The sequence below is a fragment of the Algibacter sp. genome (assembly GCF_029245835.1).
GTDB lineage: Bacteria > Bacteroidota > Bacteroidia > Flavobacteriales > Flavobacteriaceae > Algibacter_B.
The window spans coordinates 16,414-30,373 of the sequence record NZ_JAQWOO010000052.1 but is presented as its reverse complement, the minus strand read 5'-3'; the positions used below and the strand labels follow the sequence as shown (position 1 = coordinate 30,373).

The window sequence follows — 13,960 nt, the reverse complement described above, 5'->3', positions numbered from 1 at the left end:
AAATTAAAGGAAAATATCTCCAATTATACTTAAATGAATTCGTCTATAAACTAAATCGTAGATATTTTGGAGACCAACTCTTCGATAGGCTTGTTATTGCTAATATCACAGGATTATGACTTATAACGGATATTCAAAAATCGTTTAAAGAGTTAGCTGGAATAAAAGTATCTGTTGCATTATTTAAAGTGTAAAACGATAGGTTTGTGACACCTACACCAAAATTTGCATTATTATATATACTAGAAATAGTACAAGTTGGATCGGTATCAACCATTGCTGTACCCACCGAAACATGTTCTGTTTTTGTTAAGCTTGAAGTTCCTTCTGGATTTGTAATCTGCAGAGTTACATCGTAAGTACCAAGCTTGTTGAATGTAACTTCTGGGTTTTGGTCGGTTAAAGTAATAGGCGCATCCACTCCATTATTAAAAGTCCAAAGGAAACTTACGTTACCGTACCCTGTATTGGTATATGTATTTGGTGTGCAACTAGATTGATCTTCAAAAGTTATGGTTTCGCCAACAACTGCGTATGTTACAGAGGCTGTAAAACTAACATCTGCTTTAGCTGGAGGCGTTAGCGCAGGGCTACTAAGAAAAGAAGTTCGTTCTTCTATTAGTGCAGTAATTGATACTGCACGTTGCCCTCCTGTAAATTCTGATGCACAATCTGTATAATTCATATAATTATACATGTGGTCTTGATGGGTACCCGAATTTCTTACAAATCCAGTATCTGGATTTATAACCTGATTGAATGTTGGGTCACAATCATTAACCTCATTATTATCACAAAAAGGGTTTGTTAATGAGGATGGCCTTATGTGGCTTGGCGTATCTGCAATACTATCATCACCACACCCATCTTCATCATAATTAAACGTATGCTGTAAATTAAAGGCGTGCCCCATTTCATGGGCTAATGTGGTAGAAGATTCATCCGAATAGTCGCAGGCTAAAATTACCGTACCATCATAAACTTCTCCGTGTAAAAAAGCATAATATGCATAGCCTTTGAAGTATTCTTCTCCTGAATAGCAGTTTTTATTATCAATTTCATCAACTATCCAAACGTTATAATATTTGGTAGTATCCCAAACACTATATTCTTTTAATGAGTTGATACCATTAGAGGGGTCATAATCACTTATCCCACCATTTTCATTCCTATTAACACCATTGCTCACATAAGCAGGAACACTACTCATGTCTACATGATTTATTCCGTTGGTACACTGTCCATTTTCATCTTGAACAGCCAATACAAACTCGATTTTCATATCTACACCAGAACCGTCTCCTAAAGTATTTGCTATTTTTCTCCAGTAGCTGTTCAAATTTTCTATACCTCTTTTAACGTTTTCATCTGAAATATTTGAGCCATATCCAGCAGGCTCTCCCTTATGCATTACATGTACAACAACAGGAACTTTATAGATAACATCCTCTACTTTACTCTTTTTAGAGCTATTTTTTTTAATAGATTGTATAGTTTGGGTGTAACGTGATCTGTATTTGGCATCGGCTTTTATTTTTTCTTTGTGCAGAAGGTCTGCGCCACAAAATCCAGAATTTCCTGTTGTAATATTTTTTAGGTTTTTGTCTTTTGAAGTAATTTTTTGCCCGCTAACATTGTAGCATGACAAAATAATAAGAAAAAAAAGGAGTAAAAAGTAATTGTTTTTCATAGGTGTTAAATTATTTTAATTTTTATTTTACTATAACTATTTTAATGACCTATGTTTTAGCAATAAAAAATACTTAAATAACTAAAGCCGTATTAGTTTGCTTAAGGTAAGTAGATCTATACAAAAAGACCAATTTCTTTATCTTATGCTATAACATAAAGGGTTACAAAAACACTGAACTATGCTACTTGACTCTACTAAAATTAGACGAGTAGCGCTTAAGTATAGATAAGAAACCAAAAGCTAATGTTTATTGGGTATCAATAATTTTTAATACTCAAACAAAAGTAAACTTATTAAGAAGTCTGTATAAAAAAGACTGAATTTACCTACATAAAAAACGTAAGTATTGTAATGAAATAAATTATTTTAAGTAGAATTTATTGGCTTTAATTAATTTCACGGAAAGAAAATTAAAGAATATACTTTTAGCACTATTTTTTTTAAACGTTTAAGGAATTAACGCTTGCAGCTTCAAAAAAAAAATTTCAACTAAATTTAATAAAAGGGGCTAACTTAAAATAAGTCAAACCCCAATTTTTAAACTTACATTATTATTGGCGTTTTTTATAATTACTTACTCAAGTACATTTTTCTTCTTGAGTATAAATCGTAAAAAGCATCGTCTTTTAAGCCATCAATAAATAAGATACTTTCTCCAGTACTTTTCATTTCTGGTCCAAGTTTTTTATTCACATTATGGAATTTATTAAACGAGAATACGGGTTGCTTAATAGCATAACCATCTAATTTCGGTTTGAAATTAAAATCGGTTACTTTTTTCTCTCCTAACATCACCTTTGTTGCGTAATTTACATAAGGTTCACCATAAGCTTTTGCTATAAATGGTACTGTTCTAGAAGCTCTTGGGTTCGCTTCAATAATATAAACCGTATCATCTTTAATAGCAAACTGAATATTTATCAAACCTACTGTATTAAGTGCCAAAGCAATTTTATTAGTATGGTCTATAATTTGTTGCATTACTAAAGGACCAAGGTTAAACGGTGGTAATAATGAATTACTATCACCAGAGTGAATGCCACAAGGCTCAATATGCTCCATGATTCCTATAATATATACATTTTCTCCGTCGCAAATGGCATCAGCTTCAGCTTCAATAGCACCATCTAAATAATGGTCTAACAGTAGTTGGTTCCCTGGCATTCTGCCTAATAAATCAACAACATGTTTTTCCAACTCTTCTTTGTTGATTACAATTTTCATTCCTTGACCTCCCAATACATAAGACGGACGAACTAAAATTGGAAAATCCAAAATATCTGCAATTGCAGAAGCTTCATCAGCAGTTGTAGCAATATCAAATTGTGGATATGGAATGTTATTCTCTTTCAAAAGATTTGAAAACAATCCTCTGTCTTCAGCTAAATCTAATGATTCAAAACTAGTCCCTAATATCTTAATACCATATTTAGTTAATTTTTCTGCAAGTTTCAGTGCTGTTTGTCCACCAAGTTGCACGATAACACCTTCTGGTTTTTCATGTTTAATGATATCGTAAATATGTTCCCAAAAAACGGGCTCAAAATATAGTTTATCAGCGGTATCAAAATCCGTAGAAACCGTTTCGGGATTACAGTTAATCATAATCGTTTCGTAACCACATTCAGCGGCAGCCAAAACCCCATGCACACAACAGTAATCGAACTCAATACCTTGACCAATTCTATTTGGACCAGAACCTAAAACGATTACTTTTTTCTTATCAGATACGATACTTTCATTATCAGCATAACGATTACCATCTGCAGTTTCCATATCACTTTCAAACGTAGAATAGTAATATGGTGTTTTTGCTTCAAATTCTGCAGCACAAGTATCAACCAGTTTATAAACTCGATTTACACCTAATTCTTCACGCCTAGAGTAAACTTGACTTTCTAAACAACCCAACATGTGAGCAATTTGTCTATCTCCATAGCCTTTTTGCTTCGCTTCAAGTAATAAGTCTTTTTCAATAGTATCAATAGTAAAGGTTGAAATTTCATGTCGCAAGAAATGTAACTCTTCATATTGCTTTAAAAACCACATATCAATTCTTGTGATTTCATGGATTCTACTTAATGGAATTCCCATGGCAATAGCATCATAAATTATAAACACCCTATCCCATGAAGCATAGGTGAGTTTTTCTATAACCTGATCATAATTTTTATTTTCTTTGGCATCAGCACCTAGTCCGTTACGTTTAATTTCAAGAGATTGCGTGGCTTTGTGCAGTGCTTCTTGGAATGAGCGGCCAATTCCCATAACCTCTCCAACAGATTTCATTTGAAGTCCTAATCGCCTATCTGAACCTTCAAACTTATCAAAATTCCAACGTGGTATTTTTACAATCACATAATCTAAAGTCGGTTCGAACAACGCTGAAGTTGATTTTGTAATTTGGTTATTTAATTCATCTAAATGATAACCCAAAGCTAATTTAGCCGCAATTTTTGCAATAGGATATCCTGTTGCTTTACTAGCTAAAGCAGAAGAACGAGATACACGTGGATTAATTTCAATAGCAATAATATCTTCATTTTCATCAGGAGAAATGGCAAACTGCACGTTACAACCTCCAGCAAAATCACCAATACTACGCATCATATGTATTGCCATATCACGCATTTTTTGATACGTCCTGTCGCTTAAAGTCATGGCAGGAGCTACAGTAATGGAATCCCCTGTATGAATACCAATAGGGTCCATATTTTCTATAGAACAGATAATAACTACATTATCATTTGAATCTCTAAGCAGCTCTAATTCATACTCTTTCCACCCAATTAATGCTTTATCAATCATAACTTCATGAATTGGAGAAATCTCTAACCCACGAGTTAATAGCTCATCAAAATCTTCTTCTTTATAAACAAATGAAGCTCCTGCTCCTCCTAAAGTAAAAGAAGCTCTAATGATTAAAGGAAATCCAAATTCTTGTGCAATTTCTTTACCTTTTAAAAACGAGTTAGCTGTAGCTTGAGGCGCCATTGGAATACCAATTTTAAGCATCAGCTCTCTAAACTGCTCTCTATCTTCTGTTATATTAATAGCATCAATATCAACTCCTATAATTTCTACGTCAAAATCTTTCCAAATGCCCTTTTCATCGGCCTCAATACACAAATTTAATGCTGTTTGACCTCCCATTGTTGGTAAAACCGCATCAATTTGAGGATGCTCTTTCAAAATTTGAATAATCGATTTTGTATTTAATGGTAATAGATAAACATGATCTGCCATTGTTGGGTCAGTCATGATGGTCGCAGGATTTGAATTGATTAGTATAGTTTCAATTCCATCTTCTCTAAGCGAGCGTAAGGCTTGAGTTCCGGAGTAATCAAATTCACATGCTTGTCCAATTACAATAGGACCTGAGCCAATAATTAATATAGATTTAAGCTTTGGATTTTTCGGCATTTTTTACTGGTTATTAGTTGAATGTCAATTTTTTACAAAAATAGCAATCAGTAGATATAAAAAAAGGCGTTACCGTTAAGTAACACCTTTTAATTATCAACAATTGTTAATCATTATTTCTTATGTCTAATTTCAGTTGAAACAGATAATTTTTTTCTTCCTTTAGCTCTTCTACGCGCTAACACCTTTCTGCCATTAGCAGAAGCCATTCTTTCTCTGAAACCGTGTTTGTTTCTTCTTTTTCTCTTTGATGGCTGAAACGTTCTTTTTGGCATGTTCTTATATTTTTATAATCTGTATTGTATTTTTTAAAATAGAAGGCTTTATTAAAACCGAGGGCAAATATACAAAGCCTTTATTACTTAGCAAATCATTTTTTGAAAAAAAATATAAATATTTTCATCTATTAAAAAACGCTTGTCAGACCTTTATTTATTTAGGGTAACCAATTATTTTGTTAAATATCTATATGTATATTTTCATAAAAATTTAGTTTCTTTGCAGTCTTAAAACTATAAAGTAGTTTATTTTATAGACAAATCACACTTTTTATCATTTGAAATTTTATAATTATGTATAATAAAATCATAAAACTTATCATTGCAGCGCTCATCATTGCTTTTGCTGTTTATCAATTTACAGAAGGCTACATTGGTAACGGTATTGCACTTATATTTTTGTCTTTAATTTTCATATTTCTTTATTTTAAAAATGAATTTATCTTACTGGCCTTTTTAAGATTAAGAAAGCAAGATTTTGAAGGTGCTAAAAAGTGGTTAAGCAAAATTAAAAACCCTGAATCTGCTTTAGTTACTAAACAACAAGGTTATTACAACTACATACATGGTATTATGGTGTCTCAAGATAATATGAATGAGGCTGAGAAATACTTCAAAAAAGCCCTTTCATTAGGTTTATCTATGGATCATGATGTAGCCATGGCAAAATTAAACTTAGCTGGTATTGCATTTTCTAAACGCAGAAAGCAAGAAGCTCAAAAATTATTGAGTGAAGCTCAGAAACTAGACAAACAAGGCATGCTGACTGAGCAGATTAAAATGATGAAACAAAACATGAAACAAGCTGTGGGCCCTACGCAACATTATGGTGCTGGTGGTTCTGCAAGAGCGCAAAAAAGACGAGGCAGATAATCTAGTTATCTAAATTATTTTTAATATTTGGGTTAATTTTCACTAATGCTCTAATAAATTCCTTTTTCTCTTTTGGAGAAATAATAACGGCATCATACGTTCCAAATTTCAGTTCTATCCTATCGGTTAATGATGCTGCCGGAGATGATAATAATGACTTTGTTTTAGATATTGATTTAATTTTATCAATATCAATATCTTTTTTAAACATAAAACCACATCTTATTTTTAGTGTTTTATAGTCTATGGTGTAATCTGTATTGAAAAACATATAGAGTAAAAATAAAAATGTTGATATATGAATTATTGAAATTATAAGTAAACTCTTAAAACTAGAATTATCTGCAACAGAAAAATAAGTAATTATGACATATAGAAAGAAAATGACAAGCAAAAAACCATAACTAATTTTTGATTTATATGTTTTCATTTTTAAGAAATATCGAATAATTTCAACACTCGTATTTTACACAAATCTTTTTTTAATTTATCGAATAATACCCTTCTTTAGGAATCTCTACATAATATTGCTTTCTCGACTTATTATTAAGATGTGGCTCACGCAACCAAGGATTATGAAGCTTTAATATCTTGTAGTTAATTCCAAACCTTTGTGCAAACTGTGTAAAATCAGCAACTGCAGTATCTACCTCAATTTTATAGGTTGGAACATTTGCATATAAATCTTTATCTCTAAAATTGAAACCGTATTTTTTTGGGTTTGACAAGATTTCTTTTAAAGCAACTATCCTAAACAAATAACGCCCGGTTTCTTCTCCTAAAAGTAAATCATAATATTCAGAAACACCTTGTTCTTTTAAACGTCTTGAAACCCCTGTATTTCCAGCATTATAAGCAGCTGCAGCTAATGTCCATGACCCTAATTTATCTTTAGCCTCTAATAGGTATTTACAAGCCACCTCAGTAGATTTTTCCAAGTTATACCGCTCGTCAACATTCTTATTTACTTCTAAGCCGTTTTCTCTTCCTGTAGCAGGCATAATTTGCCATACACCCCTTGCCCCTGCTGGAGATACTGCATTGGTTAAACCACTTTCAATTACTGCTAAATATTTAAAATCGTCTGGAACGCCATATTTAGCTAAAATAGGCTCAATAATTGAAAAATACTTTTTAGCACGTTTAAACATAAGTAGTCCGTTTGATTGCCAATAGGTATTAACCAACAACTCTCTATCCATACGTTCTAAAATATCTGGGTTCTCAAGTGGCATACGCTCACCAGCAAAATGCAAATCTTCTGGAACTTGAAGCGCATAAACGTTATAATCGTTTATCAATTTTGTTTCAAAATTTTCATCTGTTGGAGCATCTTGAAGGGCATAAATAAATAAAGCACATAAACTTAATAATCCCACAAACGCCAATCCTTTCTGTATAATCTTCATTTTATTACGTTTTTTATAAAATTAACAAAAATAGTTTAGCTTCCTAAAATTAGCTTAGGTAAATTTTCGTTAAACCATTTGTATTTATTGATAATTACAATATGAGTCCCATTTTTAATAACGATACAGTTCTTAATATATTTTATAGGAAATACGGGGTCTTTATCTCCATGAATATGTATAATATCTGGACGAAAATTTTCTTGATTCCAACACACCATTTCTTTAATTGACCAACTTAAATACTTACTATCGTTAACTGATAAATACGTTTTATAAAGCTCAAGACGCTTAGATATATTTTTACCAAAAGCATATTTCTCAAAAACATCAATTTTACTTGCTAGCTGAGTCGGAATCAATGCATAAGCTTTTGTCGCTTTGGCCAAAAGCATCTTTTTTGGCAATTCATAAAAAGACTTCACACTAGATACAATTATTAGTTTTTTAACTTTAATATGTTTACTCATTTCTTGTACCAATACCCCTCCAAAAGAAACCCCTAACAAAACGACATCTTCATGCTTTATATTTTTAGATAACCTTAAAGCATAGTCGCTTATACCCTCATCATCAAAAGGAATTACCCACTCTAGTAAATGAATTTTGAATTGGTTGTCTGGCAACTTAATGCGCTCAAATATTTTTGGGCTTGCTGCCATACCAGGCATTAAATAAACATGTATTAACTCTTGAACCATAAGGTATTAACCGTGAAATTACTTTATTCTATCGATTTTTTTTTGTAAATTTGCACAAAGTTAGAGAAATAGTACTCACTATTTTAGATTCCTAAGAAATAAAAAAATTAACCATGGTTGAAGCTGCAGAATTAATTGACAATGATTTTCTACGTCAATTTGAAATTAAAGTTGATAATGACTTAGCAATAATTGAATACTCTTTGCAAGAAAGAAAGATTTTTTTAACCAAACTAATTATCCCTGAAGGCATAAAAGATGAAGGTTTTAAAAAAGAATTTTTGTCACTTGTTTTTGAAGAAATAGCATCGCGAAACTTAAGTGTTATGCCTACTTCACCTTCAATCGCAAAATTTGTAAGAAGTAATAGAAAGTATAAACGAATGCTACCAGTAGGCGTTAGAATATAGTTAGATACTTTATAATATAAAATCCGAAACCATTTATTTTAGTTTCGGATTTTTTTATGCTTATAAGTTATTGTTTCTTATAAACTAAAGTCAAATCTTTTGTTTCAACCACTTGAGTCAATTCTTTATTATAAATTTTAATTCTATCATCAAAAACTAAAGATATTTGATTGCCATTAATCTGCGCTTTACTTTCTCCAATCATAATCATTGAACCATTAACCGTGTAAGACGTTGCTAAACTTATAACTCCTTCGCTATCACAAGCAACATCAAAGTTATACTCACTATTCGATACATTTAATAAAGCAATGTTTATTTCTGGATTAAAGACTGTATTTAAAGATACCACGCCTTTTTGATCAAAAAACAAAGTTTCATTTCGCGAGCAATCTATTTCATGTAAAAGATTGGTACTTATTATACCATCATTATTAAAATCGAATCCTTCATTAACATTCCAAGCTGTTAATTTCCAAACTCCTGTAATAGATGAGTCATTTGAATCTTGCAAATCCTCAGTAGAGCAACTAGTAAAATATACTAGTGTAAATGCAATACATAGGTTAAAAAGTAATTTATTCATATTGGGGCATGATTAATTACCAGTAAAAGTATTCGGAGAAGTTATATTTGCATAAAAAATAAGCTAAATGGCTTGAATTTGGGGTTTATTCGTCGAAAACTAATAAAAACTATCCTGAAAATACTTCAGAAAACTCTAATTTTACAATACCATCATTGTCAATTTCAGTCAGTTCAACTTGGTGAAGTGTATTAACCAATATAGGATTCCATGGTGTTTTCACTTTTACGTAGTTTTCAGTAAAACCATGAATATAACCCTCTTTATTTTCGCTTTCAAATAAAACGGTTCGTAGCGTTCCTATTTGACTTTCATAAAACGCACGACGTTTTTTTACAGATAAACCTCGTAACATTTTACTGCGTTTACTTCTCGTGTTTTTTAGAACTATTCCATCCATCTCTACTGCTTCCGTATTATCGCGTTCCGAATAGGTAAACACGTGCAAATACGAAATATCTAACTCAGTTAAGAAGTTATAGGTTTCTAAAAAGTGCTCGTCTGTTTCTCCTGGAAACCCAACAATCACATCCACACCAATGCAAGCATGTGGCATCACTTCTTTTATTTTATCAACTCTATCCACATACAATTCACGCATGTAACGACGCTTCATTCGCCTTAGTATGTGATTACTTCCTGATTGCAATGGAATATGAAAATGAGGAACAAAAGCTCTAGATTTTGAGACCAAATCAATAGTCTCATTTTTTAATAGATTAGGTTCTATTGATGAAATTCGTAAACGCTCGATACCTTCTACTTCATCTAACTCAGTAACTAAATCTAAAAAGGTGTGTTCATGCTTTTTATTACCAAACTCGCCTTTACCGTAGTCGCCAATATTAACACCTGTAAGCACAATTTCTTTTATATTTTGTTTTGAAATGGCTTTAGCATTTTTCAAAACATTATCCATAGTATCGCTTCTAGAAATACCTCTCGCTAGAGGAATAGTACAATACGTACATTTATAATCACAACCATCTTGAACTTTTAAAAAGGCACGCGTTCTATCACCTATGGAATAACTACCAACATAAAAATCAGCTTCCTCTATTTCGCAAGAATGTACTTCTCCAAAGTCGTTTTTAGAAAGGTCGTTTAGGTAATCTGTAATCTTGAATTTCTCTGTTGCTCCTAGCACTAAATCCACACCATTTACATCTGCTAATTCTTGAGGTTTTAGTTGTGCATAACAACCAACTGCCGCAACAAAAGCATCTGGATTTACTTTTTGGGCTTGTTTCACTATAGTTTTAAAACGCTTATCTGCATTTTCGGTAACCGAGCAGGTGTTTATTACATAAATATCTGCTTTTTCTGAAAAATCAACCCTATCAAAACCTTCCTTATTAAAATTTCTGGCAATGGTAGAAGTTTCTGAAAAATTCAGTTTACATCCTAACGTATAAAATGCGACTTTTTTATTCATTGTATTTTCATTTCCGTGAAGACGGAAATCTCATTATATTTACCTTCTTTGACTAAAAGATTGCAAATTTACAACTAATAAGTTACATGATAAAACCAATTTTAAGACAAATAATTAGCTATTTATCAATTAGTTGCATCCTTATATTATTTTTTTCCTGTGGAAATGAATCGAATAAGAACAAAGACCACCTTGTGTTTCGATATAATGAATATGCCAACATCAATACGCTAGACCCTGCATTTTCAAGAACTTTACAAGACAATTCGGTTTGTAATCAATTGTTCAATGGTCTAGTGCAATTGGATAGTGATTTGAATATTTTACCATCTATTGCTAAACACTGGACGATTTCTGAGGATGGCTTAAAGTATTCCTTTTCATTGCGTGAAGATGTCTATTTTCATAAACATAAATTATTTGGAAAAGATTCTACCAGAGCCGTTATTGCTCAAGATTTCGCATATAGCCTTAACCGTTTAAGAGACGAAAAAATTGCAGCTCCCGGAAGTTGGGTTTTAAATAAAGTTAATGATTTTGAAGCTATAAACGACACCCTTTTTGAGATTACACTAAAACAACCATTCCCTGCTTTTATAGGACTACTGACCATGAAATATTGTTCGGTTGTTCCAAAAGAAATAGTTGAATATTATGGTACTGATTTTCGATCTAAGCCAATTGGTACTGGTCCATTTAAATTTAAGCGCTGGGAAGAAAACATCAAACTTGTTTTTAGAAGAAACGACCACTATTTTGAGACCGATAACAAGGGAAAATCACTCCCCTACTTAGAAGCTGTAGCAATTACGTTTTTACCCGACAAACAAAGTGAGTTTTTGCAATTTGCACAAGGCAATATAGATTATGTTTCGGGCTTAGATGCTTCATATAAAGACGAACTATTAACAGCAGATGGACGACTAAGGGATTCCTATACCGAGACAGTTAATATGATTAGGGGCCCTTATTTAAACACCGAATATTTAGGATTCTATTTAGATTCTGAATCTCCAGAAATACAATCTGAATTGATAAGAAAAGCCATAAACTATGGTTTTGACAGAAAAAAAATGATGGTTTATTTACGAAACGGTATTGGAAACCCTGCAAATGGTGGTTTTATTCCAATTGGGCTTCCTGGATATAATAAATCTATTGGTTTTACTTATAAACCGGAAAAGGCTAAACAACTTGTGGAGCAATTTAAAATAGAAAGCGGTATTACAAATCCTGAAATAAGCTTAGTAACAACAAGTAATTACCTGAGTTTTTGTGAATTTATTCAGCGGGAATTAGAAAAAACGGGGTTAACCATAAATGTGGATGTTATGCCTGAAGCCACTTTAAGATCGGCAAGATCAAACGGAAAAGTAGATATGTTTAGAAGCTCTTGGATTGCAGATTATTTAGATGCTGAAAACTATTTATCCATATTTTACAGTAAAAATTTTGCTCCGAATAGCTCTAATTACTTTCATTACAAAAGCACTGCGTTTGACAGTTTATACAATAAAGCTTTTACTATAACCGATATTGAAAAAAGAAAACACTTATACACCACCATGGATTCTATGGCTATGCAGAAAGCACTTATGGTACCTTTATTTTATGATGAAGTGGTGCGCTTTTCAAGAAAAAACATAAAAGGATTAGGAATTAACCCTATTAATTTATTGGATTTGAGATTTGTTAGAAAAGATTAATTCTCTTCAACCCACATGAGAAGACCATTAATATAATCTTTAACAACTACTTATTTTTTTCCATTACCAACTTATACACTAGAGCCATAAGTAAAACTCCAGATAAAATGTAATTAGCAACAAAGCTATGCTACCACAAATATAATACAGCGAGCCAACTACTAATTTCGTCTGTATTTTTTTGTTTCTTCAAAAACATGTTCTAAAATGGCTTTATCTTGGTCTGAAAACTCAATTTTACGTCTTGCCATAACCACCTGTGCCACTTCGAAAGCTTTTTTGGTTAGGTAAGAGGTGAAACCCGAACTACCACCCCAGCTGAAACTTGGCACGAAATTACGCGGGAAACCGCTACCAAAAATATTGGCGCTAACGCCCACCACGGTACCTGTATTAAACATAGTGTTTATACCACATTTACTGTGATCACCCATCATGAGTCCGCAAAACTGTAAGCCTGTTTTTGCAAAACCTTCAGTTTGGTAATCCCATAGGCGCACCTCAGCGTAGTTGTTTTTTAAATTTGAATTATTGGTGTCTGCACCTAAGTTACACCATTCGCCTAATACGGAATTACCTAAAAAGCCATCATGCCCCTTGTTAGAATAGCCAAAAATGACCGAGTTATTTACCTCGCCACCAACTTTACTATGAGGCCCCACAGTTGTTGGACCATAAATTTTAGCACCTAATTTTACACCTGCACCTTCGCAAAGTGCAAAAGGACCACGAATGACAGCGCCTTCCATAATTTCGGTATTTTTACCAATATAAATAGGCCCACTACTTGCGTTAAGTGTTGTAAATTCTAATTTTGCCCCTTCTTCAAGGAAGATGTTTTCTGGTGCTATAATATTATTACTTTCTGGTATAGATTGCGATGTTCTATCTTGCGTTATTAGAGTAAAATCCGCCTGAATAGCTTCTCCATTTTTAGAGAAAATATCCCAGGTGTTTTCTATTTTCATGATATCTTGATTAAACTCAATAGCGTTGTAGTTTTCAAAATTGATATCGTCTTGTCCTTCTTTAGCATAAAACGCAATAACATCTTCATCTTTAAAAATGGCTTGATTTTCTTTTAAATCACTAATCATATCTACCAGTTCTAAATTTGGGAGGTAGGATGCATTAATCATAATATTTTCTTCCATTTCTACCATCGGATATTTATCTGATAAATAATCTTCAGTTACCGTTGTAGTTACTGTATTTAAATAGGTTTCCCATTTTTCTCTAATGGTTAAAATACCAACGCGGATATCGGCTACAGGTCTTGTATATGTAAAAGGCAACAAGTTGTTACGAGAAGGGCCATCAAATAAAATATAATTCATAAAACAGTTAAGAAATTAAAAGTTAAAAGACTTGAACTTTTATCTTTAAACTTATGATTAACAAAATATAGCCTTGTAAAAATAAAAAAGCCTTTCTACAGTAGAAAGG

At 32.4% G+C, this 13,960-nt stretch carries 12 protein-coding genes and 1 pseudogene; 4 read left to right on the top strand and 9 right to left on the bottom strand.

Annotated elements, in window-relative coordinates; translation table 11 throughout:
* Positions 1-119 (top strand): annotated as a pseudogene (locus P8K68_RS08975) (IS1595 family transposase); the annotation flags it as partial.
* Between the two features lie 14 nt (positions 120-133).
* On the opposite strand, the gene P8K68_RS08970 reads toward P8K68_RS08975, so the two are convergent.
* The 3 genes from P8K68_RS08970 to rpmH all read right to left on the bottom strand — a co-directional run bounded on the left by P8K68_RS08970 (position 134) and on the right by rpmH (position 5,391).
* The gene (locus tag P8K68_RS08970; RefSeq protein ID WP_300249791.1) at positions 134-1,690 is read right to left on the bottom strand and encodes a M43 family zinc metalloprotease; all 1,557 of its coding nucleotides are present in this window, start codon (positions 1,688-1,690) and stop codon (positions 134-136) included.
* Positions 1,691-2,263: 573 nt separating this feature from the next.
* Positions 2,264-5,116, bottom strand: coding sequence for a carbamoyl-phosphate synthase large subunit (carB, locus tag P8K68_RS08965; RefSeq protein WP_300249788.1), 2,853 nt, complete (start codon positions 5,114-5,116; stop codon positions 2,264-2,266).
* 113 nt (positions 5,117-5,229) lie between these two features.
* On the bottom strand, positions 5,230-5,391 hold the full coding sequence (rpmH, locus tag P8K68_RS08960; protein WP_300249785.1) for a 50S ribosomal protein L34: 162 nt from the start codon (positions 5,389-5,391) through the stop codon (positions 5,230-5,232).
* Positions 5,392-5,688: 297 nt separating this feature from the next.
* Here rpmH and P8K68_RS08955 point away from each other — a divergent pair, with 297 nt between their 5' ends.
* Positions 5,689-6,267: a DUF2892 domain-containing protein gene (locus P8K68_RS08955; RefSeq protein WP_300249783.1), complete on the top strand. Its 579-nt coding sequence runs from the start codon at positions 5,689-5,691 to the stop codon at positions 6,265-6,267.
* Between the two features lies 1 nt (position 6,268).
* Here P8K68_RS08955 and P8K68_RS08950 read toward each other — a convergent pair whose 3' ends face one another.
* Genes P8K68_RS08950 through P8K68_RS08940 form a run of 3 tightly spaced genes read right to left on the bottom strand, consistent with a single transcriptional unit; the run spans position 6,269 to position 8,377 of the window.
* On the bottom strand, positions 6,269-6,697 hold the full coding sequence (locus P8K68_RS08950) for a PH domain-containing protein (RefSeq protein ID WP_300249781.1): 429 nt from the start codon (positions 6,695-6,697) through the stop codon (positions 6,269-6,271).
* A gap of 52 nt (positions 6,698-6,749) precedes the next feature.
* Positions 6,750-7,676, bottom strand: coding sequence for a lytic transglycosylase domain-containing protein (locus tag P8K68_RS08945; protein ID WP_300249779.1), 927 nt, complete (start codon positions 7,674-7,676; stop codon positions 6,750-6,752).
* Between the two features lie 35 nt (positions 7,677-7,711).
* Entirely contained in the window at positions 7,712-8,377 is a 666-nt protein-coding gene (locus P8K68_RS08940; protein WP_300249777.1) for an alpha/beta hydrolase, read from the bottom strand.
* A gap of 113 nt (positions 8,378-8,490) precedes the next feature.
* Between P8K68_RS08940 and P8K68_RS08935 the strand changes: the two genes are divergently transcribed.
* A complete protein-coding gene (locus tag P8K68_RS08935) occupies positions 8,491-8,787 on the top strand; it encodes an N-acetyltransferase (protein WP_300249774.1) in 297 nt (98 codons plus the stop codon).
* Positions 8,788-8,854: 67 nt separating this feature from the next.
* Here the strand turns inward: P8K68_RS08935 and P8K68_RS08930 are convergent, their stop codons facing one another.
* Both P8K68_RS08930 and mtaB read right to left on the bottom strand, forming a co-directional pair.
* Positions 8,855-9,373: a hypothetical protein gene (locus P8K68_RS08930; RefSeq protein ID WP_300249771.1), complete on the bottom strand. Its 519-nt coding sequence runs from the start codon at positions 9,371-9,373 to the stop codon at positions 8,855-8,857.
* A 109-nt stretch (positions 9,374-9,482) separates the two neighbouring features.
* The gene (gene mtaB, locus P8K68_RS08925; protein ID WP_300249768.1) at positions 9,483-10,808 is read right to left on the bottom strand and encodes a tRNA (N(6)-L-threonylcarbamoyladenosine(37)-C(2))-methylthiotransferase MtaB; all 1,326 of its coding nucleotides are present in this window, start codon (positions 10,806-10,808) and stop codon (positions 9,483-9,485) included.
* Between the two features lie 86 nt (positions 10,809-10,894).
* Between mtaB and P8K68_RS08920 the strand changes: the two genes are divergently transcribed.
* The gene (locus P8K68_RS08920) at positions 10,895-12,514 is read left to right on the top strand and encodes an ABC transporter substrate-binding protein (protein ID WP_300249765.1); all 1,620 of its coding nucleotides are present in this window, start codon (positions 10,895-10,897) and stop codon (positions 12,512-12,514) included.
* A 161-nt stretch (positions 12,515-12,675) separates the two neighbouring features.
* Here the strand turns inward: P8K68_RS08920 and P8K68_RS08915 are convergent, their stop codons facing one another.
* Entirely contained in the window at positions 12,676-13,851 is a 1,176-nt protein-coding gene (locus P8K68_RS08915) for a GlmU family protein (RefSeq protein ID WP_300249762.1), read from the bottom strand.
* Between the last annotated feature and the right edge of the window lie 109 nt (positions 13,852-13,960).

Excerpts from the sequence above, each read along its gene's own strand:
- P8K68_RS08970 (WP_300249791.1), bottom strand. The coding sequence starts at position 1,690 with ATGAAAAACAATTACTTTTTACTCCTTTTTTTTCTTATTATTTTGTCA.
- carB (WP_300249788.1), bottom strand. The coding sequence starts at position 5,116 with ATGCCGAAAAATCCAAAGCTTAAATCTATATTAATTATTGGCTCAGGT.
- rpmH (WP_300249785.1), bottom strand. The coding sequence starts at position 5,391 with ATGCCAAAAAGAACGTTTCAGCCATCAAAGAGAAAAAGAAGAAACAAA.
- P8K68_RS08955 (WP_300249783.1), top strand. The coding sequence starts at position 5,689 with ATGTATAATAAAATCATAAAACTTATCATTGCAGCGCTCATCATTGCT.
- P8K68_RS08950 (WP_300249781.1), bottom strand. The coding sequence starts at position 6,697 with ATGAAAACATATAAATCAAAAATTAGTTATGGTTTTTTGCTTGTCATT.
- P8K68_RS08945 (WP_300249779.1), bottom strand. The coding sequence starts at position 7,676 with ATGAAGATTATACAGAAAGGATTGGCGTTTGTGGGATTATTAAGTTTA.
- P8K68_RS08940 (WP_300249777.1), bottom strand. The coding sequence starts at position 8,377 with ATGGTTCAAGAGTTAATACATGTTTATTTAATGCCTGGTATGGCAGCA.
- P8K68_RS08935 (WP_300249774.1), top strand. The coding sequence starts at position 8,491 with ATGGTTGAAGCTGCAGAATTAATTGACAATGATTTTCTACGTCAATTT.
- P8K68_RS08930 (WP_300249771.1), bottom strand. The coding sequence starts at position 9,373 with ATGAATAAATTACTTTTTAACCTATGTATTGCATTTACACTAGTATAT.
- mtaB (WP_300249768.1), bottom strand. The coding sequence starts at position 10,808 with ATGAATAAAAAAGTCGCATTTTATACGTTAGGATGTAAACTGAATTTT.
- P8K68_RS08920 (WP_300249765.1), top strand. The coding sequence starts at position 10,895 with ATGATAAAACCAATTTTAAGACAAATAATTAGCTATTTATCAATTAGT.
- P8K68_RS08915 (WP_300249762.1), bottom strand. The coding sequence starts at position 13,851 with ATGAATTATATTTTATTTGATGGCCCTTCTCGTAACAACTTGTTGCCT.